Here is a 24332-nt window from a genome sequence, read left to right as displayed (position 1 = left end):
TTGCTGGCGTTTTTTATTGCCTGCCTTTTAGTGTCAGTCCTGCGCCTGCGAGTTCATCCCCAGACGGCGGCCAAGACCTTGCGCATAGCGCTGCCATTCACTCAACAGCTTCAGTTGGGCGGGCTTGGCACTGCGTGACAACTCCAGCGCTGCGCGGGTGAAATCATCCAGGGTCAGGGGCGCGCCCATGGCCGGGTCGGTCAAGCGCTGCCGACAGAACAATTGCCAACGCTCAAGTTCTTCCGCGCTCAAGGTATGGGGGAAGTTTCGCGCACGGTAGCGAAACAATAATTCAGGTAAACGCTCGTCATCAAAAGGCCAAGTAGTACCTGCTAATTGCTCCGGATCACTGAGCCTGACTTGCTCACACAATCGACGATCACGCTCACCGAGAAAACCGTCATACAACTGTTGCTCGGGATCGGCAGCGGGGACGAAATCTTCGCTGGCATAAATAGCCGATAACTTGTCCTGCCAAACTTGCTGAGCCTCAATAAGCGTCGCCGCACGCGCTTGATAAAGCGCCATGTCCAGTTGCAAACGCTGTTGATCCTGGGCCCGCACTACATTCAAGGGGGCCACCACCGGACAACGGTTAACATGTATCAGCTTCAGCGCAACCGGCTGCTGGCCTTCAGCCAAGTCTTCGCGCCGGGTATAGAGCATCTGGCGCAAGGACTCTGCATCCATGTCCAGTAATGGCTGAGGATCAAAATGCAGATCGTACACAATCAGTGCATTGCGGTTTTTTGGATGCCAGGCCAGCGGCAATACCACCCCCGCATAATGCCTGGCCGCAGAGAAGCGCCCTGAAATATGCAGCATGGGTTGCAATAACCGAACTTGATCAAGCACCCGCTGTTTCGTGCGCAGCTTGAATAACCACTCATACAACTTGGGTTGCTTGTCACGAATCAGCCGCGCCAACGCGATGGTGGCCCTCACATCGGACAAGGCATCATGGGCCTGGCCATGATCAATCCCGTTGGCAGCCGTCAAACGCTCGAGCTTGAGGGTCACTCGCCCCTCGTCTTCAGGCCAGACAATTCCTTCCGGACGCAGGGCATACGCGGTTCGCACTACATCAATCAAATCCCAGCGACTGTTGCCGCCCTGCCACTCGCGGGCATAAGGATCGAAGAAATTCCGGTACAGGCTGTAGCGCGTGACTTCGTCATCGAAACGCAAGGAGTTGTAGCCTGCGCCACAGGTGCCGGGCAATGCCAGTTGCGCGTGGGTGCGGGTCATGAACTCGGCCTCCCCCAGGCCCTTGTCTTCCAGGCGCCCGGGGGTAATACCGGTGATCAGGCAAGCCATGGGGTGAGGAAGAATATCGTCACTGGGCTGGCAATACAGATTGAGCGGCTGATCAATCTCATTGAGGTCGACATCGGTGCGGATACCGGCAACCTGCACAGCCCGATCGCAGCGCGGGTTGATGCCGGTGGTTTCATAGTCGTACCAAAAAATAGAGGTCACGGGGTGTTCCTGAGCTGTAGACCCCGTCAGTCTAGGCGCTCAAACCGGTGCAAGGCCAGACCTAAGCCGAGGCCTGTAACGGCAGGAAACTGAAATACTCGCGCAAGCTGTCGATCAGCACGAGGTATTGCGCAGGAGGCTGATACAGCATAAAACCGGAGTCGTAGCACTGTGGGCTGACGTCTTCAATGCACCACAGGCATCGTGCCGTCAGATCCACCAGCTGCAGCTCCCCATCAGGCCCGGGCACTTGCAGCCTGAGTTCAAAATCAGCCCCCACCAGCAGCGGCAACTGGCTGATCAGCATCAGCCCACCCTCGGACACATTGCCCAGATACCCGATGGGTTTGCCTGTGAACCGGTTGAGCACGCCCAGGAAGCCTGTCAGTTGATGACGCTGGATACGGCGATCTATAACCATGGCGAATATCACTTTGAAAGGCCATTAAGCATGACCGCGCTACTGCCTGAAATGTTCCGCAGCTCGCTCTCAGGCCAACCAGCAGACATCGATACCTTTATTAATCCATAAAAAGCCCGGAATACTCTAACAGCAGCACAGCGATATCATATAGCCACTAGCCAGTTGATACTTCATCAAATGGTAGCAGGCAGTGCCGGAGTCGCTCCTGCACCGGGGCCCGGAATGAATTTAAGAATTCTCAACGTCTCGATCCTCGCCTTGGCGCGATAGGCATACTCGCTCTTCGGGAACTCATTGATGATGTATTGATAGGTCTGGGCAGCGTCCAGATAGAACTTGGTTCGTTCCAGGCATAGTCCGCGCAACATTGCAGTCTGCGGCCAGATATACGGGCGACTGCGGCTCTCGCGATCCACCTCGGACAACTCCAGCATCACCGCTTCGCAATTACCCCGGTCATAGGCACGGTAGGCACTGTTCAGGTGATGATTCATCGACCAGCGGGTACAACCGACGACACTGCCGGCCATCAATAGAATGAGCAAAAAACGCATGGGGATCTCCTGTTCTTAACACTGTATCGACCCCACGGGAAAATTCTTCAAGCTGCGGCACCACAACTTAAGTCGAAAGTAGTGCAGAGGAACAATGACTACAGCCAAAGACCATAGTAGCCTTTGGCTGCGCTTGAACTCAGGAGTCTTTGCATGTCCGTTCGTCGAACTAAAATCGTTGCCACACTTGGCCCTGCCAGCAATTCACCGGAGATGCTGGAACAGCTGATCCTCGCTGGCCTGGACGTCGCCCGTCTGAACTTTTCCCACGGAACCCCGGATGAGCATAAGGCTCGTGCCAAGCTGGTGCGTGAAATCGCTGCCAAACATGGCCGTTTCGTTGCCCTCTTGGGTGACCTGCAAGGCCCGAAAATTCGTATCGCCAAATTCGCCAACAAGAAGATCGAGCTGAAGGTCGGTGATCAATTCACCTTCTCCACCAGCCATCCGTTGACCGAAGGCACCCAGCAAGTAGTCGGCATCGACTACCCGGATCTGGTCAAGGACTGCGGCGTCGGCGACGAGCTGCTGCTCGATGACGGCCGTGTCGTAATGCGTGTAGACACCGCCACCGATGACGCCCTGCACTGCACCGTGCTGATCGGCGGCCCACTGTCTGACCACAAGGGCATCAACCGTCGCGGCGGTGGTCTGACCGCGCCGGCCCTGACTGAAAAAGACAAGGCTGACATCAAGCTGGCTGCCGAAATGCAAGTCGACTACCTGGCCGTGTCGTTCCCGCGGGACGCCGCCGACATGGAATACGCCCGTCAACTGCGTGACGAAGCCGGCGGTACTGCCTGGCTGGTCGCGAAGATTGAACGCGCTGAAGCCGTAGCGGATGACGAAACCCTCGACGGGCTGATCAAGGCCAGTGACGCAGTAATGGTTGCCCGTGGCGACCTGGGCGTGGAAATCGGCGATGCCGAGCTGGTGGGCATTCAGAAGAAAATCATTCTGCATGCACGCCGCCACAATAAAGCGGTGATCGTTGCGACCCAGATGATGGAGTCGATGATCCAGAACCCGATGCCGACTCGCGCCGAAGTGTCCGACGTAGCCAACGCCGTTCTCGACTACACCGACGCCGTGATGCTCTCGGCTGAAAGTGCTGCCGGCGCTTACCCGCTGGAAGCGGTACAGGCCATGGCGCGGATCTGTGTCGGCGCTGAAAAGCATCCGACCAGCAAAACCTCCAGCCACCGTATCGGCAAGGTTTTCGAAAGCTGCGACCAGAGCATTGCGCTGGCGGCCATGTACACCGCCAACCATTTCCCTGGTGTCAAAGCGATCATCGCTCTGACCGAAAGTGGTTACACGCCGTTGATCATGTCGCGCATCCGTTCTTCGGTGCCGATCTACGCGTTCTCCCCGCACCGTGAAACCCAGGCCCGTGCTGCCATGTTCCGTGGCGTTTACACCGTGCCGTTCGACCCGGCATCGCTGCCGCCAGAACAAGTCAGCCAGGCTGCCATCGACGAACTGCTCAAGCGTGGCGTCGTAGAAAATGGCGACTGGGTCATCCTGACCAAGGGCGACAGCTACCACACCATCGGTGGCACCAACGGCATGAAGATTCTGCATGTCGGCGACAAAATGGTTTAAGTCCCACAGGACTTGAACTAAAAAGCCCCGCAACGATGAGCAAAGCTGTTCACAGAACTAAACCCTGCCGTGGTAGGAGCGAGCTTGTCTCGCGATGATTGTTAACGAAAACGCCGTGTTTACAGATTAAACACGGCATTTCGAGACCATCGCGAGGCAAGCTCGCTCCTACAGTTGAGATAGCAGTCGTTTAGGCGAACAGCATTGCGCAGCGATGCGGGGCTTTTTTATGCGTCGGATTCAGCAATCAGGGTTAAAAGGCATCGCCCGGTACCCGCACCCAACCTTCCATCAAAACCCGCGCGCTGCGGCTCATGATGGCTTTGGTAACTGTCCATTCGCCATCAACCTGCTGCGCCTGCGCGCCCACCCGCAAGGTGCCCGAGGGATGACCAAAACGCACGGCGCTGCGCAACTCGCCGCCCGCGGCAAGGTTGACCAGGGTGCCCGGAATGGCTGCCGCAGTGCCAATCGCCACCGCCGCCGTCCCCATCATCGCGTGGTGCAACTTGCCCATCGACAATGCCCGCACCAGCAAGTCCACACTCTGTGCAGGCACCGGCTTGCCGCTTGATGACAGGTAATCGGTCGGCCCGGCAACAAAGGCCACCTTGGGCGTGTGCTGACGCTTGGCCGCATCTTCGAGCCTTTCAATCAGGCCCATGCGCAACGCACCATGGGCACGAATGGTTTCGAACATGGCCAGGGCTTTCGGATCGCCGTTGATGTCGTTTTGCAGCTCGGCACCGGTGTAACCGATGGCTTGGGCATTGACGAAAATGGTCGGGATACCGGCGTTGATCATGGTGACTTTCAAGGTGCCGAGCCCTGGCACTTCAAGGTCGTCAACCAGGTTGCCGGTAGGGAACATCGAACCCCCTGCACCCTCCTCGTCAGCCGCCGGATTAATGAACTCCAGCTGCACCTCGGCGGCAGGAAAGGTCACCCCGTCGAGCTCGAAATCACCGGTTTCCTGGACTGCGCCATCGGTGATCGGTACATGGGCAATAATGGTTTTGCCAATATTGGCTTGCCAGATACGCACCACGGCCGTGCCGTTTTGCGGGATACGGGCCGCATCCACCAGGCCGCTGCTGATGGCAAACGAACCGACGGCCGCCGACAGGTTGCCGCAGTTGCCGCTCCAGTCCACGAACGGCTTGTCGATCGACACCTGGCCAAACAGATAGTCGACATCATGATCGGCTTGCAGGCTTTGGCTGACGATCACGGTTTTGCTGGTACTGGAGGTCGCCGCGCCCATGCCGTCAATTTGCTTTTCGTACGGGTCCGGGCTGCCGATTACCCGCAACAACAGGGCATCACGGGCCGCGCCCGGAACCTGGGCCACGGCGGGCAAGTCAAGCAGACTGAAAAACACCCCTTTACTGGTACCGCCGCGCATATAAGTCGCAGGGATTTTGATTTGCGCTGCATAGGCCATAAAACTGATTCCTGTTAGGGCCGGGGCGCCAGGCCCCGGCACTGCTATTAAGCCGTGGCCGATTCCAGGAAGTCCTGGGCAAAGCGCTGCAACACGCCGCCCGCTTCGTAGATCGAGACTTCTTCAGCGGTGTCCAGACGGCACATCACCGGCACCTCGACGCGCTCGCCGTTGTTGCGGGTAATCACCAGGGTCAGCGTGGCACGCGGGGTGCGCTCGCCGATCACGTCGTAAGTCTCGCTGCCGTCAATCTGCAGGGTTTTACGATTGGTGCCCGGCATGAACTCCAGCGGCAACACGCCCATGCCGACCAGGTTGGTACGGTGAATCCGCTCAAAGCCCTCTGCCGCAATGGCTTCGACCCCGGCCAGACGCACGCCCTTGGCCGCCCAGTCACGGGACGAGCCCTGACCGTAGTCGGCGCCGGCAATGATGATCAACGGCTGCTTGCGATCCATGTAGGTTTCAATCGCTTCCCACATGCGCATCACCTGGCCTTCAGGCTCAAGACGGGTCAATGAGCCCTGCTTGACCTTGCCGTCCTCGATCACCATTTCGTTGAACAGTTTGGGGTTGGCAAAGGTGGCACGTTGCGCGGTCAGGTGGTCGCCACGGTGGGTTGCATAGGAGTTGAAGTCGACTTCCGGCAGGCCCATTTTCGCCAGATACTCACCTGCGGCACTGTCGAGCATGATCGCGTTGGACGGCGACAGGTGATCGGTGGTGATGTTGTCCGGCAGCACTGCCAGCGGGCGCATGCCCTTGAGCGGACGTGCACCGGCCAGTGCCCCTTCCCAATACGGCGGACGACGAATGTAAGTGCTTTGCGGGCGCCAGTCGTAGAGCGGCTCGACTTTCGGGCCGGTGTCTTCGTGAATGGCGAACATCGGAATATAAACCTGGCGGAACTGCTCCGGCTTGACCGAGCGCTTGACCACGGCATCGATTTCTTCGTCGCTTGGCCAGATATCTTTCAGACGCACTTCGTTGCCGCTGGCATCCAGGCCCAACACATCTTTTTCGATATCGAAACGGATGGTCCCGGCAATTGCATAAGCCACTACCAAAGGCGGCGAAGCCAGAAATGCCTGCTTGGCGTACGGGTGAATCCGCCCGTCAAAGTTGCGGTTGCCCGAGAGCACGGCCGTCGCGTAGAGATCGCGATCGATGATCTCCTGCTGCACTTGCGGATCCAGCGCACCGGACATGCCATTGCAGGTGGTACAGGCAAAAGCGACCACACCAAAGCCCAGTTGCTCAAGCTCATCGGTCAGACCGGCTTCGTCCAGATACAGCGCGACGGTTTTCGAACCCGGTGCCAACGACGACTTGACCCAAGGCTTGCGGGTCAGCCCCAGTTTGTTGGCGTTGCGGGCGATCAGGCCTGCCGCAATCACGTTACGCGGGTTGCTCGTGTTGGTGCAGCTGGTGATGGCCGCAATAATTACCGCGCCGTCAGGCATTTGCCCCGGCACGTCGTCCCACTGACCGGCAATGCCCTTGGCCGCGAGGTCGCTGGTGGCGACGCGGGCGTGGGGGTTGCTCGGGCCGGCCATGTTGCGCACGACACTGGACAGGTCAAAGCTCAAGCCACGCTCATACTCAGCATGCTTGAGACTGTCGCCCCACAGCCCGGTGAGCCTGGCGTAGTTTTCGACCAACTGCACTTGCTGGTCTTCACGACCGGTCAGCTTGAGGTAGTCGATGGTTTGTTGGTCGATGTAGAACATCGCAGCCGTGGCGCCGTATTCCGGGGCCATGTTGGAGATGGTGGCGCGGTCCCCCAGGGTCAGCGCCGCAGCACCTTCGCCGAAGAACTCCAGCCAGGCACCGACGACTTTTTGCTTGCGCAGATACTCGGTCAGCGCCAGCACCATATCGGTAGCGGTAATGCCCGGCTGCAGCTTGCCGGTCAGCTCGACGCCGACGATTTCCGGCAGGCGCATCCAGGAGGCACGACCGAGCATCACGCTCTCGGCTTCAAGACCGCCGACGCCAATGGCAATGACGCCCAGCGAATCAACGTGGGGGGTGTGGCTGTCGGTGCCGACGCAGGTATCGGGGAATGCCACACCGTCACGCACCTGAATCACCGGAGACATTTTCTCCAGGTTGATCTGGTGCATGATGCCGTTGCCTGGCGGGATCACATCGACGTTTTTGAAGGCTTTTTTGGTCCACTCAATAAAGTGGAACCGGTCTTCGTTACGGCGATCCTCGATGGCGCGGTTCTTTTCAAACGCCTCGGGATCGGTGCCGTCGCGCTCAACCGCCAACGAGTGATCGACAATCAGCTGGGTCGGGACCACCGGGTTCACTTGCGCCGGGTCGCCCCCTTGCAGGGCAATGGCGTCGCGCAAACCGGCGAGGTCGACCAGCGCGGTCTGCCCGAGAATGTCGTGGCACACCACTCGCGCCGGGAACCACGGAAAGTCGAGATCGCGTTTGCGTTCAATCAACTGGCTCAATGAGGCGTTCAGGGTCGCAGGATCACAGCGACGCACCAGGTTTTCGGCCAGTACCCGGGAGGTGTATGGCAGGGTGTCATAAGCACCGGGTTTGATCGCATCGACTGCCGCGCGGGTGTCGAAATAATCCAGCCGGGTGCCCGGTAGTGTTTTGCGAAATTCAGTATTCATGGCGTGGGACTCGATCACGGTTAGGTCTGAGGCGGCTCACCCCTCCTGCAGAAGCGGGCTTGCTCGCGAGCTTTTCAAAGAGCTCACGGGCAAGCTCGCTCCTGCAGGCTGGACAGGTTCAAGCCGCCTGCTGGTCAGCGGCGTTCGATTGGCACGAACTTGCGCTGTTCGACGCCGATGTACTCGGCACTCGGGCGGATGATGCGGTTGTTGGCGCGCTGTTCGAACACGTGCGCAGCCCAGCCGGTCAGGCGTGAGCAGACAAAGATCGGGGTGAACAGCTTGGTTGGAATGCCCATGAAGTGATACGCCGAGGCATGGTAGAAGTCGGCGTTGGGGAACAGCTTCTTTTGTTCCCACATGGTTTGGTCGATGGCTTCGGAAACCGGGAACAACGTGGTGTCACCCACTTCGTCAGCGAGTTTTTTCGACCAGCCCTTGATCACTTCGTTACGCGGATCGCTGTCTTTATAGATCGCGTGGCCAAAGCCCATGATCTTGTCTTTGCGCGCCAGCATTTCGAGAGTGCCCTTGACCGCCTCTTCTGCCGAGCCGAAACGCTCGATCATTTCCATTGCCGCTTCGTTGGCGCCACCGTGCAGTGGCCCGCGCAACGTGCCGATGGCGGCCGTGACGCACGAGTACAGGTCGGACAGGGTCGAAGCACAGACCCGGGCGGTGAATGTCGAGGCGTTGAATTCGTGCTCGGCATACAGAATCAGCGACACGTTCATCACTTTGACGTGCAGTTCGCTCGGCTTCTTGTCGTGCAGCAGGTGCAGGAAGTGCCCGCCAATGGACTCTTCATCGGTCACGCAATTGATGCGCAGACCGTCATGGCTGAAGCGATACCAGTAGCACATGATTGCCGGGAAAGCGGCCAGCAGGCGATCGGTTACATCGCGCTCACGGGCAAAATCCAGCTCGGGCTCAAGGTTGCCCAGGAACGAGCAGCCGGTACGCATCACATCCATCGGATGGGCGTCGGCGGGGATGCGCTCCAGCACTTCCTTGAGGGCCTGCGGCAAATCACGCAGGGTTTTGAGTTTGGCCATATAGGCCGCCAGCTCGGTTTTGTTCGGCAGTTCACCGTACAGCAGCAGATAGGCTACTTCTTCAAAGCGGGCTTCGGCGGCCAGTTCACGGACGTCATAACCACGATAAGTGAGACCTGCGCCTTCCTGGCCAACGGTCGACAAGGCTGTTTGCCCGGCCACCTGGCCGCGTAATCCGGCGCCACTCAATACTTTTGCTTCGGCCATTGCGCTCTCCAATCTTGAATTTGTTAGGGATTCGGCAACTACAGGGTTCTATACCTATCCCTGCAGGAGCAAGCTCGCTCCTGCAGGATCATGGAATTGTGTTACTTCTTGGCGGCAAACACGGCGTCGAGCTTTTGCTCGAAGCTGTGGTAGTTGATGGCGTCGTACAGTTCCATGCGGGTTTGCATGGTGTCGATCACGTTCTGCTGGGTGCCGTCACGGCGGATGGCGCCGTAGACGTTTTCAGCAGCCTTGTTCATCGCCCGGAAAGCCGAGAGCGGGTACAGCACCAGCGATACATCGGCACCGGCCAGTTGCTCGGTGGTGTACAGCGGTGTCGAGCCAAACTCGGTGATGTTGGCCAGAATCGGCGCCTTCACCCGATTGGCGAACAGTTTGTACATCTCGAGTTCGGTAATGGCTTCCGGGAAGACCATGTCGGCACCGGCTTCAACACAGGCTGCCGCACGTTCCAGCGCCGACTCCAGGCCCTCGACCGCCAGCGCATCGGTGCGTGCCATGATCACGAAGCTGTCATCGGTACGGGCGTCAACTGCTGCTTTGATGCGGTCGACCATCTCTTGCAGCGAGACGATTTCCTTGTTCGGGCGATGACCGCAACGCTTGGCACCGACCTGGTCTTCGATATGAATCGCCGCCGCGCCAAACTTGATCATCGACTTGACGGTGCGCGACACGTTGAAGAACGAGGAGCCAAAGCCGGTATCCACGTCCACCAGCAGCGGCAGGTCGCAGACGTCGGTAATGCGACGGACGTCGGTCAGCACATCGTCCAGGCCGGTAATGCCCAGGTCCGGCACCCCCAAAGATCCCGCTGCAACACCGCCACCCGACAGATAAATTGCCTTGAAGCCGGCACGCTTGGCCAGCAGTGCATGGTTGGCGTTGATCGCACCCACAACCTGCAGCGGATGTTCACTGGCGACTGCGTCACGGAAACGCTGGCCTGGACTGTTTTTATTGCTCATGACTCACCTCGTGGAGTGGCTGTCTGCTGGGCGCTGTCTTGGTAGTGACGCGCAATATTGCGTTTCGACGCGCCGATATGGCGGCGCATCAATAACTCGGCCAGTTCGCCGTCGCGATCGGCAATGGCATCAAGAATCCGGTGGTGCTCGGCGAATGCCTGGTGCGGGCGATTGGGGGTGGTGGAAAACTGGATTCGGTACATACGCACCAGCTGGTACAGCTCGCCGCACAGCATCTGGGTCAGGGTGCGATTACCGCTGCCTTGAATGATCTTGTAATGAAAATCGAAGTCGCCTTCCTGCTGGTAGTAACCGACACCCGCCTGGAACGCCTCATCGCGCTCATGGGTTTCGAGCACCCGACGCAACTCGGCGATGTCTTCATCACTCATGCGCTCGGCGGCCAGGCGGCAGGCCATACCTTCGAGGGACTCGCGAATTTCGTAGAGTTCGATCAGTTCGGCGTGGTTCAGCGACACCACCCGGGCCCCGACATGGGGGATGCGCACCAGCAGGCGCTGACCTTCGAGACGGTGAATGGCTTCACGCAATGGCCCACGGCTGATGCCGTAGGTGCGGGCCAGTTCGGGCTCGGATATCTTGCTGCCGGGGGCGATTTCACCTTTGACAATAGCCGCCTGAATACGCCGAAACACGTTCTCCGACAGGGTTTCAGAATCGTCCTGGGCGATAGCGGCGGGCTCTAGTGCTTGCAGCATATTGTCGACACCTTTCAAATCAATGACGCCAAAACTAGCGATTCAACGCCAAATAGTCAAATTATAAATAGGTATTGTCGACAATATCCCGATACGACCTTAGTTTAATCGACAGCCAGTTCCCCCCCATAAAAGCGCCGCAACGCTGGCGCCATAAAACCTTCATGTTAGAATGCCGGCCGCATCCGCCCTGCCCCGTCCACGGGCAGCCGCACGAGGAAACTTGCTCTGTACTGCCAGTGCCTTGAACTGAAGATTGCAAGAGACGTGCCCCGATTTATGAAATTTTTCCCCCTCTACACCCTTCTTTGTCTGCTGTGCGTACCGGGCTTGAGCCTTGGTGCCGAGAAAACCGTGTACGGCCTCAATGAATATGCCGAACTGGCCGGCATCGATCTGCAAGTGGCCGCCAAACTCGATACCGGAGCCAAAACCGCATCCCTCAGCGCACGCGACATAAAGCGTTTCAAACGCGATGGAGAGAGCTGGGTCCGCTTTTATCTGGCCATCGATGACGCCCACTCGCACCCCATCGAACGCCCGCTGGCCCGGGTCAGCAAGATCAAACGCCGCTCGGGTGACTATGATCCCCAGTCCGACAAGAACTACACCTCGCGCCCGGTCATTGCCCTGGAAATCTGCATGGGCAAAGCTTTACGCACAATCGAAGTGAACTTGACTGATAGAAGTGCGTTCCAATACCCGCTGCTGATCGGCTCCGAAGCACTCAAGCGCTTTGATGCGCTGGTCGACCCAAGTCTTAAATACGCTGCTGGCAAACCTGCCTGCGTCGCTAACGCTCAAACCGCAGAGTAATTGAAATGCGCGCGCTTACCCTTCACCTGAAAATCCTGATCACCGTCCTCGTGGTGCTGGGCATTTCGATTACTGCCTATCAGATTTTTGCTCTCGGCATTCCTGTGACCGAAGACGCGACCGACGACCTGTGGAACATCGATGCCAAAGTCGAGTTCGTCGCCAGCTCTAAAGACCCGGTCAAGATCCAGATGTTCGTACCGCCGCTCAACCGCGACTACGTCAGCCTGAACGAAAGCTTTATCTCCAATAACTACGGTGTCAGCGTCAACCGGGTGGATGGCAACCGCAAGGTGACCTGGTCCGCACGCCGGGTCAGCGGCAAGCAGACCCTTTATTACCGTCTGGTGCTGACCAAGCGCTATTCGGGTGACAAGACCAAGCTCAAAGGCCCGGTCTTCCGTGACAGCATTGCCGTTGAAGGCCCGGAAAAAATTGCCGCCGAAGCACTGCTGGCGCCCATTCGCCAGCACTCTGCCGACGTCGAAACCTTTATCAGCGAAACCATCAAACGGGTGAACAACCCTAACGATGACAACGTGAAACTGCTGCTGGCGGGTGACCCCTCCACCCCGCACAAAGCCCAGGTCATCGAGCTGCTGTTGTCGATAGCCCACGTGCCGATGGAAAAAGTCCACACCATCCGCCTGGTGGCCGATCAACCACAGAACCCTGAACTGTGGCTGCGCAGCTTCAACGGTAACGACTGGCTGTATTTCAACCCGGAAACCGGTGAGCAGGGCCTGCCCTCCGACCGCCTGCTGTGGTGGATCGGCGATGAGCCAATGGTCACCGTCGATGGCGGCAAGAAGCCCAACGTGACCTTCAGCCTGAACAACAGCGAAATGAACGCCATTCGCCTGGCCAAGCTGACGGACGAGAACACCGACGCCAACTTCCTTGAGTACTCGCTGTACGGCTTGCCACTGCAAACCCAGCAAACCTTCATGATCATGGTGATGATCCCGATTGGCGTGCTGGTGATTCTGGTACTGCGCAACCTGATCGGCCTGCAAACCCTGGGTACCTTCACCCCGGTACTGATAGCCCTGGCGTTCCGCGAAACCCAGCTGGAGTTCGGCATCATCCTGTTTACGGTGATAACGGCACTCGGATTAATGTTGCGCTCCTATCTGGAGCACCTGAAGCTGCAAATGCTGCCGCGACTGTCCGTGGTACTGACCTTCGTGGTGATACTGATCGCTGCCATCAGTCTGTTCAGTCACAAACTGGGCCTGGAACGCGGACTGTCGGTGGCACTGTTCCCGATGGTGATTCTGACCATGACCATCGAGCGCCTGTCGATTACCTGGGAAGAACGTGGCGGCGGCCATGCGATGAAAGTCGCAGTCGGAACCCTGTTTGCCGCTACGCTGGCGTACCTGATCATGAGCATTCCGGAGCTGGTGTACTTCATCTTCACCTTCCCGGCAGTGCTGCTGATTCTGGTGGGCTTCATGCTGGCCATGGGTCGCTATCGCGGCTACCGCCTGACCGAACTGGTGCGTTTCAAGGCCTTCCTGAAGGCTGACTCCTGATGTTTGGCTTCTGGAAAACCTGGAAGGCCCTGGAAGCCCGAGGCATCATGGGCATCAATCGGCGCAACGCGGACTATGTACTCAAGTACAACAAGCGCAGCCTGTATCCGATTGTGGATGACAAGATCATCACCAAGGAACGCGCCATTGCAGCCGGCATTCATGTACCGGAAATGTATGGCGTGATTTCCACCGAAAAAGAAATCGAAAAACTCGACGAGATCATCGGTGGCCGTAACGACTTTGTGATCAAGCCCGCCCAGGGTGCGGGCGGCGACGGCATTCTGGTGATAGCTGACCGTTTCGAAGACCGTTTTCGCACGGTCTCGGGCAAGATCATCAGCCACGAAGAAATCGAGCATCAGGTTTCGAGCATTCTGACCGGCCTTTACTCGCTGGGCGGCCACCGCGACCGGGCACTGATCGAGTACCGGGTGATCCCGGACCAGATATTCAAAAGCATCAGCTACGAAGGCGTGCCGGATATTCGCATCATTGTCTTGATGGGCTACCCGGTGATGGCCATGTTGCGCCTGCCGACCCGACAATCGGGGGGCAAGGCCAACCTGCACCAGGGCGCGATCGGGGTCGGTGTCGATCTGGCGACCGGCCTGACCCTGCGGGGCACCTGGCTGAACAACATCATCAGCAAACACCCCGACACCACCAATGCGGTGGACGGCGTGCAACTGCCCAACTGGGACGGCTTCATGAAGCTGGCTGCCGGCTGCTATGAATTGTGCGGGCTGGGCTATATCGGGGTCGACATGGTGCTCGACCAGGAAAAAGGCCCGCTGATTCTGGAGCTCAATGCCCGCCCGGGCCTGAATATCCAGATTGCCAACGACTGTGGCCTGACGCTGCGTACCCACGCAGTAGAAGCACACCTCGAAGAGCTGGCCGCCAAAGGCATCAAGGAAACCCCGGAAGAGCGCATGCGCTTTGCCCAGGAATTGTTCGGGCATATTCACTCCGCCGAATAAAGCCGGCCCCCACAAGACGCTGACAAGCCCGGCGGGGGCCGGCTTGCCGGCGATGGCCTCAATGCGGCCCGACAGACAACCGCATTACAGGCATCGCTGGCAAGCCGGCTCCCACAGACTCTTGCCACCGCACCCTCAAGGCTTGGTTGCTGCCCTGCACAGGATTACAATCGCCACCCCGCTCCGATGGCTGATTGGCTTCGCATGTTGACCTGCTCTGTACACCCCCTGCCCTACCACGCCAATCCCGCCGAGTATTTTGCGGCGATACGCCATGCGCCCGGTGCCGTACTGCTCGACAGCGGCCGCCCTGCAGCCGAGCGCGGCCGTTATGACCTGCTGAGCGCCTGGCCACTGCAAGAGCTGACTGTGGGGCCAAGCGAGTCGGGGCGCGAATTTTTACAGCGCCTGCGGGAAAACCTGAACCAGCTCGGCAACGCCAGCCTTCCGGCCAACTATGAACTGCCGTTTGCCGGCGGCCTGATCGGCTACCTGAGCTACGACTTCGGCCGTCGGCTTGAGCAGCTCCCTGCCCGGTCACGGGATGACCTGCAATTGCCCGACGCGCAACTGGGTCTGTACGCCTGGGCATTGATCAGCGATCACCAGCAACTCACCAGCCAACTGGTGTTTCACCCGCGCCTGGCTGACGGCGAACGCGAACGCCTGATTGCGCTGTTCAGCCAGCCGGCGCCGGCGGCGAACCCGGGGTTCTCGCTCAAGCGGCCCATGCAGCCGGATATCAGCGCCAGCCAGTATGAGCAGGCACTGGAGCAGATTCAGCGCTACATCCAGGCCGGCGACTGCTACCAGGTCAACTACACCCAGCGCTTCAGCGCCCCTTGCCAGGGCGATAGCTGGACCGCCTATTGCGCACTGCGGGCCGCCTGCCCGACACCCTTTTCAGGATTTATGCGCCTGACGGACAGCAACGCGATTTTGAGCCTGTCACCGGAGCGCTTTGTGCGGGTCAGCAACAATCAGGTGGAAACCCGCCCGATCAAAGGCACCCGCCCGCGGGGCAAAGACAGCAGCGAAGATGCGGCGAACGCCGCCGAACTGCTGGCCAGCCCCAAGGACCGCGCTGAAAACCTGATGATTGTCGATTTACTGCGCAATGACCTGGGGCGTACCTGCCGTACTGGCTCGGTCAGCGTCCCGCAGCTGTTTAGCCTCGAAAGCTATCCCAATGTTCACCACCTGGTGAGCAGCGTGACCGGGCAACTGGCTGAAGGCAAAGACGCCCTCGACCTGATCGGCGACAGCTTCCCTGGCGGCTCGATTACCGGCGCCCCGAAAATCCGCGCGATGCAAATCATTGATCAGCTGGAACCGACAAGACGCAGCATTTACTGCGGTTCGCTCATGTATCTGGACGTACGCGGCGAGATGGACAGTTCCATTGCGATTCGCAGCCTGCTGATCAAGGACGGGCAAGTGAGCTGCTGGGGCGGCGGCGGTATCGTCGCCGACTCGCACTGGCAGGACGAATACCAGGAATCGATCACCAAGGTCAAAGTGCTGCTCGATACGCTGCAAACCCTGTAGCCCGCGGTTTTTGCTAACATCGCCGCACTAGAGAGCGCCAAGCGCCATTCACTGTAGGAAGCCGCCTGATGAGCCATACGTTCAACGTCGCCGAACTCGCCGCGACATACGCCAGCAAGTCCCCCCAGGACATTCTCAAACTCGCCTTTGAACATTTTGGCGACGAGCTCTGGATTTCCTTCAGCGGCGCCGAAGATGTGGTGCTGGTGGACATGGCCTGGAAGCTGAACAAGAACGTCAAAGTCTTCAGCCTCGACACCGGCCGGCTGCACCCCGAGACCTACAGGTTTATCGAGCAGGTGCGCGAGCACTACCAGATCCAGATCGAGCTGATTTCGCCGGATCAAAGCAAACTTGAGCCGTTCGTTAAAGAAAAAGGCCTGTTCAGCTTCTATAAGGACGGCCACGGCGAGTGCTGTGGCGTGCGCAAAATCGAGCCGCTACGCCGCAAACTGTCGACCGTAAAGGCCTGGGCCACCGGCCAGCGTCGCGACCAGAGCCCGGGCACCCGCAGCCAGGTGGCAGCACTGGAAATTGACGGTGCGTTCTCCACCCCCGAACGTGCGTTGTACAAATTCAACCCGCTGGCACAAATGACCAGCGAGGAAGTCTGGGGCTACATCCGCATGCTGGAGTTGCCGTACAACAGCCTGCACGAGCGCGGTTTTATCAGCATCGGCTGCGAACCCTGCACCCGCCCGGTGCTGCCAAATCAGCACGAGCGCGAAGGTCGCTGGTGGTGGGAAGAAGCCACGCAAAAAGAGTGCGGCCTGCATGCCGGCAACCTGATCGCCAAAAACTGATCCCCCCCTCCCCCTGTAGGTGCGAGCTCTTGAACAGCTCGCGCCTGCAAACAAGCTTGCTCCTGCATTCATTCTCAGTTGCGTTTACCCCGGACTTGCATTCAGAATTAGTAATAATTCTCAATAACGTCTGAGCCACGACCTATGTCAACGGGTGAACCCGCGTTCCAGGCCGCGATTTCCAATCTGTACAGCGAGCATCACGGCTGGCTGTTTGGCTGGCTGCGCAGAAAACTCGGCTGCGCCCAGAATGCCGCAGACCTGGCACAAGACACCTTTACCCGAATCCTCAACGCCCGCGAGTCGGTAGCCACCCTGCGTGAGCCCCGGGCGTTTTTGAGCACCACGGCACGACGCCTGATCATTGATCAGGTGCGCCGCAAACAAATCGAAAACGCCTATCTGCAAGAACTTGCGCTTACCGCACAAGCCCTTGAAGGCTTTCAATCCCCCGAGCAGATCCTCACCACTCTGGAAGCTCTCGAACACATCGCGTTCATTCTGGAAGGCATGCAGGACAAGGTTCGCCAGGCCTTTGTCCTGTACTACCTCGATGGCCTGAAACAGAGCGAGATCGCCCGGCAACTGGCACTGTCTGATCGCACGGTGCGCAAGTACCTGATCCAGGCCTTGCTGCACTGCAGCCATAGCCTGGATACCTGATAAAGCCATGCCCGAGCCCCACCCGACCATTGACGAGCAAGCCGCCGAGTGGATTCTTCAACTGCATGAAGAGGCCGCCAACGATGCGCTGCGCCTGCAGTTCGAGTGCTGGAAACAACAAAGTGCGCAACACGCAGCCGCCGCCCTGCGCATGCAAGAGGTGATCAGCCGCCTGCAAGCGTTGCGCGGGCAATCCGCCCCGGCCAAGGCCGCACTCACTGCCGCCTTTGGCGGGCGCAAACCTGCAGCCCGAGGCAAGCGGGTATTACGCGCATTACTGATTGCCGGCTGCCTGGGCCTACCCGGCGCACTGCTATTGCAAAGCCAGTATCCAAAGCAATGGATGGCAGACATCAGGACCGGCCCCAATGACTGGAAAACCCTGCGTCTGGCCGACAACTCAACACTCACTCTTAGCGGTACCAGTGCAGTGAATGTGCACTTCAACGGCCAGGAACGGCGTATCGAGGTACTGCTAGGCGAAGTCCTGGTGGAGGTTGCTCACGACAGCGCCCGGCCCTTTATTGTGCAGACCGACGAGGGCAGCATGCGCGCGCTGGGCACCCGCTTCGTGGTCAAACATCTGCACGACACCACTGTTTTGAGCATGCTGCAGTCGCGCGTCGCCGCACAGAGCGCTGACGAACGACAGACCCTGGAGGTCGACACTGGCTCCCGGGCGCTGATCCGCCGCGACTCGGTCGAACTGTCCGGTACGCTCGACCCCGCCAGCATTGATCAGGCATGGCGAGATCACCAACTGGTGGTGGATAACCAGCCCCTGACCCGGGTGCTCGATGAAATTTCCCGACATCGGCGCGGCCATATTCAGTTTGACCGTCAGGCCCTGGCCAATTTGCGCGTATCGGCTGTATTGCCGCTGGATAACACCGATCGGGCGCTGCAATTGATCGCTGAAACCCTGCCGCTGACGATAAAAACCTATACCCCGTGGCTGGTGGTGATCAGCCAGGCGCAACAATCTAAAGAATAATTATTCGCATTAGTTCCGCTTTTTTCTAGCCAGCCGTCAAGGTAGATACATAGAACCCTAAAGGACTGCGCTCTCCATGCTGACTTCCTCCCACCCTCGCGGGCGTTTTAGCCCGCGGGCCTGCACCCCGCTGGCCCTGGCCATTCACTTGATTGTCGCTTCGGCGACTGGCGTGCTGTGCAGCACCGTCGCCCAGGCGCAGTCGGCATCGGTACAGACCTATGACATTCCATCCGGCCCGCTGAGCAGTGCCCTGAACCGTTTTGCACAACAGGCCGGGGTAGCGATTATTTTTCAGCCCGCCAACCTTGAGGGGCTGACGACTCCCGGCCTGCACGGCACCTACAACGAGCCTTCCGGATTCGAAGCCTTGTTGCGTGGCAGTGGCTATACCGCAGTAAAAAGTGCCAATGGCTACATGCTCGAGGCACTGCCTGCGGCGGGCGGCAGCCTGGAACTGGGCGCCACCCAAGTCAGCGCCAACCAATTGGGCACCATCACTGAAGGTTCGGGCTCCTACACCCCCGGCAGCATTGCGACTGCTACGCGCATGGTGCTGACACCGCGCGAAACCCCACAGTCGATCTCTGTGGTAACACGCCAGGCGATGGACGATTTCGGTCTCAACTCGATCGATGACGTGATGCGCCACACCCCCGGCATCACCGTTGCGACCTATGACAGTGACCGCACCAGCTACTATTCCCGCGGTTTTGCGATCAAGAACTTTCAGTACGACGGCATCCCGATCCTGCAAGACCCGCAGTACTCTGCCGGGCACACCCTTACCGACACGGCAATTTACGACCGGGTCGAAGTTCTCAAGGGTGCAACCGGGTTGCTCACCGGCGCAGGCGGCCCCGGCGGCACCATCAATATGGTGCGCAAAAAACCGACAAGCGAGTTCAAGGCCCACGTGGATGTGGGCGCAGGGTCCTGGGACAACTACCGTTCCGAGATCGACGTCAGCGGCCCGCTGACCGAAAGCGGCAATGTGCGTGGCCGGGCCGTTGCGGCCTATCAGGACAAGCACTCGTTCATGGACCACTACCAGCGCGACAGCGAGGTTTACTACGGCATTGTGGAAGTGGACCTGACCCCGGACACCCTGCTGACTCTCGGCGCCGATTATCAGAACAACCATCCAAAAGGCTCCAGCTGGTCGGGCAGTGCCTCGCTGTTCAACTCCGCCGGCGAGCGCATCAGCACCCCTCGTTCGTTCAACAACGGCGCCAAATGGAGCAGTTGGGAGCAATACACACGCACGGTTTTTTCAACCCTGGAGCACAGCTTTGATAACGGCTGGGTAGTCAAAGGCCAGTACAACCACCAGGTCAACGGCTACAACGCACCGCTCGGCGCATTGCTGGACCCGGACGCAAGCACCGGACTGGCGCCAATGCTGGCCCGCAAGTACACCGGCGAATACGTCAGCGACAGTGGCGACCTGTTTGCCAGCGGTCCATTCAGCTTGCTGGGGCGCGAACATCAATTGGTGGTCGGCGGCTCGGTAGCTAAATCGCACTGGACCGGCAAGGACTACACCAACGCCAAAATGGTCGACAACGCCTATGACTACTACAACTGGGATGGCGACAGCCTGGAACCGGACTGGGGCAACGTAACCTCCTACAACGATGAAACAACGCGCCAGACCGGCACTTACATGACCGCACGCTTGAGCCTCACCGATGATCTGACGCTAATGCTCGGTACACGGGTGGCCGATTACACCCTGACGGGCACCAGCCATGCAAAAGACACCGGCAAGGTACTGCCCTACGCCGGGGTGATCTACGACCTCAACGAAAATATTTCTGCCTATGCCAGCTATACCGAAATCTTTTTGCCGCAGTCGTATTACCGCGATCGCGACAACAAGATGCTTGAGCCCGATGAAGGCACCAACTATGAACTGGGTTTGAAGGGCGAGTTCTTTGATGGTCGCCTCAATTCAAGTCTGGCCTACTTCGAGGTCCATCAGGACAACCGGCCTGAAGCAGACACTGCCTACAACGCCCATCCGACCAATCCGGACATTGAATACGCCTATAAAGGCATCAAAGCCAAAACCAGAGGCTACGAAGCGGAAATTTCTGGCGAGCTCATGCCCGGCTGGCAGTTGCAGGCGGGTTATACGCACAAGATCAGCCGTGATCAGAGCGGTAAAAAGGTATCGACCTGGGAGCCCGAGGATCAAATCAATCTGTACACCAGCTACAAGCTGACCGGCGACCTCGACAAACTGACCCTGGGTGGCGGGGTTCGCTGGCAGGGTACGGGCTGGCAAATGCTGACCAACTGGAATAAAGGCGGGGTCGAGGAGAAGTTTTCACAGGATCCGTACTGGCTGGTTGACCTGATGGCTCGCTACCAGTTTACGAAAAACCTCTCGGCCAGCGTCAACCTGAACAACCTGTTCGACAAGTCGTACTACACCAACATCGGTTTCTATAACTCGTCGTACTACGGTGACCCGCGCAATGTGATGGTCAGTACCCGCTGGGATTTCTAAAACAGGCTGAACTGAATTTTTTGCAATAACCCCCCTGTAGGAGCGAGCTTGCTCGCGAGCTCTTCGTTGCTGCGTTGAAATGCTCGCGAGCAAGCTCGCTCCTACAGGATCTACAAAACCCGGGCGCACAAAAAAGCCTGCACAAGGCAGGCTTTTTCGCGTGTCACAAGCGTTCAAGGGGCTTGTGACTCTAATATGGCGCAGCGGACGGGACTCGAACCCGCGACCCCCGGCGTGACAGGCCGGTATTCTAACCGACTGAACTACCGCTGCGCGTAACACTGTGAGCGAATGGTGGGTGATGACGGGATCGAACCGCCGACCCTCTGCTTGTAAGGCAGATGCTCTCCCAGCTGAGCTAATCACCCTTTCACTTCACTCTCGTTGCGGGGCGCATTCTCTCACACTTTTCGTGTAAGTGGTTGTTTTTATTCAAGTTTTTTTTCAAAACCCGGTAAAAACTTCCGTTTCCTGCGTCCTGCACTTTGATCCGGCAGCGAACTGCAGAACCGAAGACTTTCAAGAAAAAACCCGCATTCAGCGGGCTTTCCCCAACCACAAGCGTTCAAGGGGCTTGTGGTAAAAATATGGCGCAGCGGACGGGACTCGAACCCGCGACCCCCGGCGTGACAGGCCGGTATTCTAACCGACTGAACTACCGCTGCGCGTAACACTGTGAGCGAATGGTGGGTGATGACGGGATCGAACCGCCGACCCTCTGCTTGTAAGGCAGATGCTCTCCCAGCTGAGCTAATCACCCTTTCACTCTCGGTGTGGCGCGCATTCTACGGAGCGACCTATAGTCTGGCAAGCACTTTTTAAAATAATTTTTCTAAGCCTGCCAAAGGGTTAGCGCAGGGTTGGCCTATGGCTCCATGAAGCGAATAATGCCTGCTTTGTATATAGGAGTGATTCACCCCATGTGGTTCAAAAACCTGCTTATCTATCGCCTGACCCAAGATCTGCCTTTTGATGCGCAGGTGCTGGAAACTGCACTGGCCACCAAACCGGCCCGCTCGTGTTCAAGCCAGGAATTAGCCACCTACGGTTTCGTTGCCCCTTTCGGTAAAGGTGAGGACGCACCGCTGGTTCACGTCAGCCAGGACTTCCTGCTGATCGCGGCCCGTAAAGAAGAACGCATCCTGCCGGGCAGCGTTGTTCGCGATGCATTAAAGGACAAGGTCGAAGAGATCGAAGCCGAACAAATGCGCAAGGTCTATAAGAAGGAGCGCGATCAGCTCAAGGATGAAATCATCCAGGCCTTCTTGCCCCGCGCCTTTATTCGTCGCTCGGCAACCTTTGCTGCCATTGCCCCTAAACAGGGCCTGATCCTGGTTAATGCTTCGAGCCCTAAACGTGCCGAAGACTTGCTCTCCACCCTGCGGGAAGTCATCGGTTCATTACCGGTTCGCCCGCTGGCGGTGAAAATGGCTCCAAGCGCGGTCATGACCGAATGGGTCAAAACCCAAAAAGCTGCCGACAACTTCTTTGTCCTTGATGAATGCGAGTTGCGCGATACCCACGAAGATGGCGGCATCATTCGCTGCAAACGTCAGGACCTGACCAGCGACGAAATCCAGCTGCATCTGAGCACCGGAAAAGTCGTGACTCAACTGTCACTGGCCTGGCAGGACAAGCTGTCATTCGTACTGGACGACAAACTGGTGGTCAAACGCCTCAAGTTTGAAGATCTGCTGCAAGACCAGGCTGAACAGGACGGCGGTGACGACGACCTGGGCCAGCAGGACGCCAGTTTCACCCTGATGATGCTGACATTCGGCGAGTTCTTGCCGCAGCTGTTTGAAGCACTGGGTGGCGAAGAGATTCCCCAGGGAATCTGACCCACCCATATCCCCTGCAGGAGCGAGCGTGCTACTGCAGGGGATATCCAATAATCACAATAAAGGAACACCATGCGCGCACTTGCTGCTTTAAGCCGCTTTGTCGGTAATACCTTTGCTTATTGGGTACTGATATTCGCCGTACTGGCGTTTCTTGAACCCGCCTGGTTTGTCGGCCTTAAAGGCTTCATCGTGCCGCTGCTGGGCCTGGTGATGTTCGGCATGGGCCTGACCCTCAAACTCGAAGACTTCGCCGAAGTTGCCCGCCACCCGTGGCGCGTGGCACTGGGCGTGGTTGCTCATTTCGTGATCATGCCCGGTGTGGCGTGGTTGCTGTGCCAGGTTTTCCACCTGCCGCCCGAAATTGCCGTTGGCGTGATTCTCGTCGGCTGCTGCCCGAGCGGCACCTCGTCCAATGTCATGACCTGGCTGGCCCGGGGCGACCTGGCCCTGTCCGTTGCCATTGCTGCCGTCACCACCCTGCTCGCTCCGCTACTGACGCCGGCGCTGATCTGGTTGCTGGCTTCGGCATGGCTTCCGGTTTCGTTCATGGAACTGTTCTGGTCGATTCTGCAGGTGGTTTTGCTGCCGATCGTACTGGGGGTTGTGGCCCAGCGACTGCTTGGCGCCCGCGTACGCTTCGCGGTGGACGTACTGCCGCTGGTTTCGGTGATCAGCATCGTGATTATCGTGGCGGCCGTGGTGGCGGCCAGTCAGGCCCAGATCGCCAAGTCCGGTTTGCTGATCATGGCCGTGGTCATACTGCACAACAGCTTCGGCTATTTGCTTGGCTACTTTACCGGCCGCCTGTTCAAACTGCCCCTGGCCCAGCGTAAATCCCTGGCTCTGGAAGTCGGCATGCAGAACTCCGGCCTGGGAGCCGCCCTGGCCAGCGCGCACTTTTCGCCTCTGGCGGCGGTACCCAGTGCACTGTTCAGCGTTTGGCACAACATCTCAGGGGCACTGCTTTCGACGTACTTCCGACGCATGAGCGAGAAAGAAGACCGCCTCGCGGCAGAAAAAACTGTTACCGACTAACGCTTCGGGGTTGTCTATCAGATCAATCATGTGCAATATACTGCGCACTGCGAGGACGACCTCGCGACTCATCGAGTGATTTTTCTGGGGACGGCCCCATCCGTTGATGGAGATTGCAATGCCCTGGATTATTCTGTTTTTCGCCGGCCTGTTTGAAGTTGGCTGGGCCGTAGGCCTCAAATACACCGACGGCTTCAGTCGCCCGCTGCCGACAGCCCTGACGGTCGGCGCCATGATTATCAGCCTCGGCTTGCTCGGGCTGGCCATGAAAGACCTGCCGCTGGGCACTGCCTACGCCATATGGACCGGGGTAGGTGCAGTCGGTACCGTGATCGCCGGGATCATCCTGTTTGGCGAATCCATGGCGCTGTTCCGACTGGCCAGTGTTGCGCTGATCATTGCCGGCCTGGTCGGTCTCAAAATAAGCACTTGATCCGGCACAATTTGCCGGCGATGGCATCGACGCCATCGCCGGCAA

Annotated in this window: 20 protein-coding genes and 4 tRNA genes; 12 read left to right on the top strand and 12 right to left on the bottom strand. The window is 58.4% G+C overall.

The features are described from left to right. Positions 1-33: 33 nt before the first annotated feature. The 3 genes from sbcB to B195_RS06065 form a co-directional block, all read right to left on the bottom strand. On the bottom strand, positions 34-1479 hold the full coding sequence (gene sbcB / locus B195_RS06075; protein WP_003442627.1) for an exodeoxyribonuclease I: 1446 nt from the start codon (positions 1477-1479) through the stop codon (positions 34-36). A 61-nt stretch (positions 1480-1540) separates the two neighbouring features. Then, a complete protein-coding gene (locus B195_RS06070) occupies positions 1541-1900 on the bottom strand; it encodes a PilZ domain-containing protein (protein WP_003442630.1) in 360 nt (119 codons plus the stop codon). A gap of 176 nt (positions 1901-2076) precedes the next feature. Further along, positions 2077-2457: a tol-pal system YbgF family protein gene (locus B195_RS06065; RefSeq protein ID WP_003442634.1), complete on the bottom strand. Its 381-nt coding sequence runs from the start codon at positions 2455-2457 to the stop codon at positions 2077-2079. A gap of 153 nt (positions 2458-2610) precedes the next feature. On the opposite strand from B195_RS06065, the gene pyk reads away from it, so the two are divergent. Then, entirely contained in the window at positions 2611-4062 is a 1452-nt protein-coding gene (gene pyk / locus B195_RS06060) for a pyruvate kinase (protein ID WP_003442637.1), read from the top strand. A gap of 253 nt (positions 4063-4315) precedes the next feature. Here pyk and prpF read toward each other — a convergent pair whose 3' ends face one another. From prpF to B195_RS06035, 5 genes are all read right to left on the bottom strand, one after another. After that, positions 4316-5506: a 2-methylaconitate cis-trans isomerase PrpF gene (gene prpF, locus B195_RS06055; RefSeq protein WP_003442640.1), complete on the bottom strand. Its 1191-nt coding sequence runs from the start codon at positions 5504-5506 to the stop codon at positions 4316-4318. Between the two features lie 47 nt (positions 5507-5553). Further along, positions 5554-8145 (bottom strand): Fe/S-dependent 2-methylisocitrate dehydratase AcnD, encoded by a 2592-nt coding sequence (gene acnD / locus B195_RS06050; protein ID WP_003442643.1) that lies wholly within the window; start codon positions 8143-8145, stop codon positions 5554-5556. A gap of 134 nt (positions 8146-8279) precedes the next feature. Beyond that, positions 8280-9407 (bottom strand): 2-methylcitrate synthase, encoded by a 1128-nt coding sequence (gene prpC / locus B195_RS06045; RefSeq protein ID WP_003442646.1) that lies wholly within the window; start codon positions 9405-9407, stop codon positions 8280-8282. Between the two features lie 101 nt (positions 9408-9508). Continuing rightward, the gene (prpB, locus tag B195_RS06040) at positions 9509-10396 is read right to left on the bottom strand and encodes a methylisocitrate lyase (RefSeq protein WP_003442649.1); all 888 of its coding nucleotides are present in this window, start codon (positions 10394-10396) and stop codon (positions 9509-9511) included. Then, entirely contained in the window at positions 10393-11115 is a 723-nt protein-coding gene (locus B195_RS06035; protein ID WP_003442652.1) for a GntR family transcriptional regulator, read from the bottom strand. The genes prpB and B195_RS06035 overlap by 4 nt, the downstream gene beginning before the upstream one ends. Before the next feature lie 279 nt (positions 11116-11394). On the opposite strand from B195_RS06035, the gene B195_RS06030 reads away from it, so the two are divergent. From B195_RS06030 to B195_RS05995, 8 genes are all read left to right on the top strand, one after another. Beyond that, positions 11395-11931: an ATP-dependent zinc protease gene (locus tag B195_RS06030; RefSeq protein ID WP_003442655.1), complete on the top strand. Its 537-nt coding sequence runs from the start codon at positions 11395-11397 to the stop codon at positions 11929-11931. A gap of 5 nt (positions 11932-11936) precedes the next feature. Further along, positions 11937-13469, top strand: a complete 1533-nt coding sequence (locus B195_RS06025; protein ID WP_003442656.1) for an inactive transglutaminase family protein — start codon at positions 11937-11939, stop codon at positions 13467-13469. After that, positions 13469-14452, top strand: a complete 984-nt coding sequence (locus B195_RS06020) for an alpha-L-glutamate ligase-like protein (RefSeq protein WP_003442658.1) — start codon at positions 13469-13471, stop codon at positions 14450-14452. Before B195_RS06025 ends, B195_RS06020 begins: the two co-directional genes overlap by 1 nt. A 204-nt stretch (positions 14453-14656) precedes the next feature. Continuing rightward, a complete protein-coding gene (gene pabB, locus B195_RS06015; protein WP_003442667.1) occupies positions 14657-16000 on the top strand; it encodes an aminodeoxychorismate synthase component I in 1344 nt (447 codons plus the stop codon). 68 nt (positions 16001-16068) lie between these two features. Next, positions 16069-16803 (top strand): phosphoadenylyl-sulfate reductase, encoded by a 735-nt coding sequence (locus B195_RS06010; protein ID WP_003442671.1) that lies wholly within the window; start codon positions 16069-16071, stop codon positions 16801-16803. Between the two features lie 144 nt (positions 16804-16947). After that, positions 16948-17466 carry a sigma-70 family RNA polymerase sigma factor gene (locus B195_RS06005; protein ID WP_003442682.1) on the top strand — a complete coding sequence of 173 codons (519 nt, stop codon included), beginning with the start codon at positions 16948-16950 and terminating at the stop codon, positions 17464-17466. Between the two features lie 7 nt (positions 17467-17473). Then, complete coding sequence (locus B195_RS06000; protein WP_003442684.1) at positions 17474-18460, top strand: FecR family protein; 987 nt, start codon at positions 17474-17476, stop codon at positions 18458-18460. A 76-nt stretch (positions 18461-18536) separates the two neighbouring features. After that, a complete protein-coding gene (locus B195_RS05995) occupies positions 18537-20975 on the top strand; it encodes a TonB-dependent siderophore receptor (protein ID WP_003442687.1) in 2439 nt (812 codons plus the stop codon). A 196-nt stretch (positions 20976-21171) separates the two neighbouring features. Here B195_RS05995 and B195_RS05990 read toward each other — a convergent pair. The 4 genes from B195_RS05990 to B195_RS05975 form a co-directional block, all read right to left on the bottom strand. After that, positions 21172-21248, bottom strand: a tRNA-Asp gene (locus B195_RS05990). 19 nt (positions 21249-21267) lie between these two features. After that, a tRNA-Val gene (locus B195_RS05985) sits at positions 21268-21343 on the bottom strand. 220 nt (positions 21344-21563) lie between these two features. Beyond that, positions 21564-21640, bottom strand: a tRNA-Asp gene (locus tag B195_RS05980). Between the two features lie 19 nt (positions 21641-21659). Continuing rightward, positions 21660-21735, bottom strand: a tRNA-Val gene (locus B195_RS05975). A gap of 160 nt (positions 21736-21895) precedes the next feature. Here B195_RS05975 and rdgC point away from each other — a divergent pair. The 3 genes from rdgC to sugE all read left to right on the top strand — a co-directional run bounded on the left by rdgC (position 21896) and on the right by sugE (position 24287). Then, the gene (gene rdgC / locus B195_RS05970; protein WP_003442690.1) at positions 21896-22816 is read left to right on the top strand and encodes a recombination-associated protein RdgC; all 921 of its coding nucleotides are present in this window, start codon (positions 21896-21898) and stop codon (positions 22814-22816) included. A 72-nt stretch (positions 22817-22888) separates the two neighbouring features. Next, the gene (locus tag B195_RS05965; protein ID WP_003442694.1) at positions 22889-23854 is read left to right on the top strand and encodes a bile acid:sodium symporter family protein; all 966 of its coding nucleotides are present in this window, start codon (positions 22889-22891) and stop codon (positions 23852-23854) included. 118 nt (positions 23855-23972) lie between these two features. Beyond that, positions 23973-24287: a quaternary ammonium compound efflux SMR transporter SugE gene (gene sugE / locus B195_RS05960; protein ID WP_003442696.1), complete on the top strand. Its 315-nt coding sequence runs from the start codon at positions 23973-23975 to the stop codon at positions 24285-24287. Positions 24288-24332 lie beyond the last annotated feature (45 nt).

This window comes from Pseudomonas sp. Lz4W, from assembly GCF_000346225.2.
Classification (GTDB): Bacteria; Pseudomonadota; Gammaproteobacteria; order Pseudomonadales; family Pseudomonadaceae; genus Aquipseudomonas; species Aquipseudomonas paraversuta.
Note: the sequence above shows the minus strand (reverse complement) of the source record. Positions and strands in the feature narration are given on the sequence as shown.

Coding starts and splice junctions, on each gene's coding strand:
- B195_RS06070 (WP_003442630.1), bottom strand. CDS start 1,900: ATGGTTATAGATCGCCGTATCCAGCGTCATCAACTGACAGGCTTCCTG.
- B195_RS06065 (WP_003442634.1), bottom strand. CDS start 2,457: ATGCGTTTTTTGCTCATTCTATTGATGGCCGGCAGTGTCGTCGGTTGT.
- pyk (WP_003442637.1), top strand. CDS start 2,611: ATGTCCGTTCGTCGAACTAAAATCGTTGCCACACTTGGCCCTGCCAGC.
- prpF (WP_003442640.1), bottom strand. CDS start 5,506: ATGGCCTATGCAGCGCAAATCAAAATCCCTGCGACTTATATGCGCGGC.
- acnD (WP_003442643.1), bottom strand. CDS start 8,145: ATGAATACTGAATTTCGCAAAACACTACCGGGCACCCGGCTGGATTAT.
- prpC (WP_003442646.1), bottom strand. CDS start 9,407: ATGGCCGAAGCAAAAGTATTGAGTGGCGCCGGATTACGCGGCCAGGTG.
- prpB (WP_003442649.1), bottom strand. CDS start 10,396: ATGAGCAATAAAAACAGTCCAGGCCAGCGTTTCCGTGACGCAGTCGCC.
- B195_RS06035 (WP_003442652.1), bottom strand. CDS start 11,115: ATGCTGCAAGCACTAGAGCCCGCCGCTATCGCCCAGGACGATTCTGAA.
- B195_RS06030 (WP_003442655.1), top strand. CDS start 11,395: ATGAAATTTTTCCCCCTCTACACCCTTCTTTGTCTGCTGTGCGTACCG.
- B195_RS06025 (WP_003442656.1), top strand. CDS start 11,937: ATGCGCGCGCTTACCCTTCACCTGAAAATCCTGATCACCGTCCTCGTG.
- B195_RS06020 (WP_003442658.1), top strand. CDS start 13,469: ATGTTTGGCTTCTGGAAAACCTGGAAGGCCCTGGAAGCCCGAGGCATC.
- pabB (WP_003442667.1), top strand. CDS start 14,657: ATGTTGACCTGCTCTGTACACCCCCTGCCCTACCACGCCAATCCCGCC.
- B195_RS06010 (WP_003442671.1), top strand. CDS start 16,069: ATGAGCCATACGTTCAACGTCGCCGAACTCGCCGCGACATACGCCAGC.
- B195_RS06005 (WP_003442682.1), top strand. CDS start 16,948: ATGTCAACGGGTGAACCCGCGTTCCAGGCCGCGATTTCCAATCTGTAC.
- B195_RS06000 (WP_003442684.1), top strand. CDS start 17,474: ATGCCCGAGCCCCACCCGACCATTGACGAGCAAGCCGCCGAGTGGATT.
- B195_RS05995 (WP_003442687.1), top strand. CDS start 18,537: ATGCTGACTTCCTCCCACCCTCGCGGGCGTTTTAGCCCGCGGGCCTGC.
- rdgC (WP_003442690.1), top strand. CDS start 21,896: ATGTGGTTCAAAAACCTGCTTATCTATCGCCTGACCCAAGATCTGCCT.
- B195_RS05965 (WP_003442694.1), top strand. CDS start 22,889: ATGCGCGCACTTGCTGCTTTAAGCCGCTTTGTCGGTAATACCTTTGCT.
- sugE (WP_003442696.1), top strand. CDS start 23,973: ATGCCCTGGATTATTCTGTTTTTCGCCGGCCTGTTTGAAGTTGGCTGG.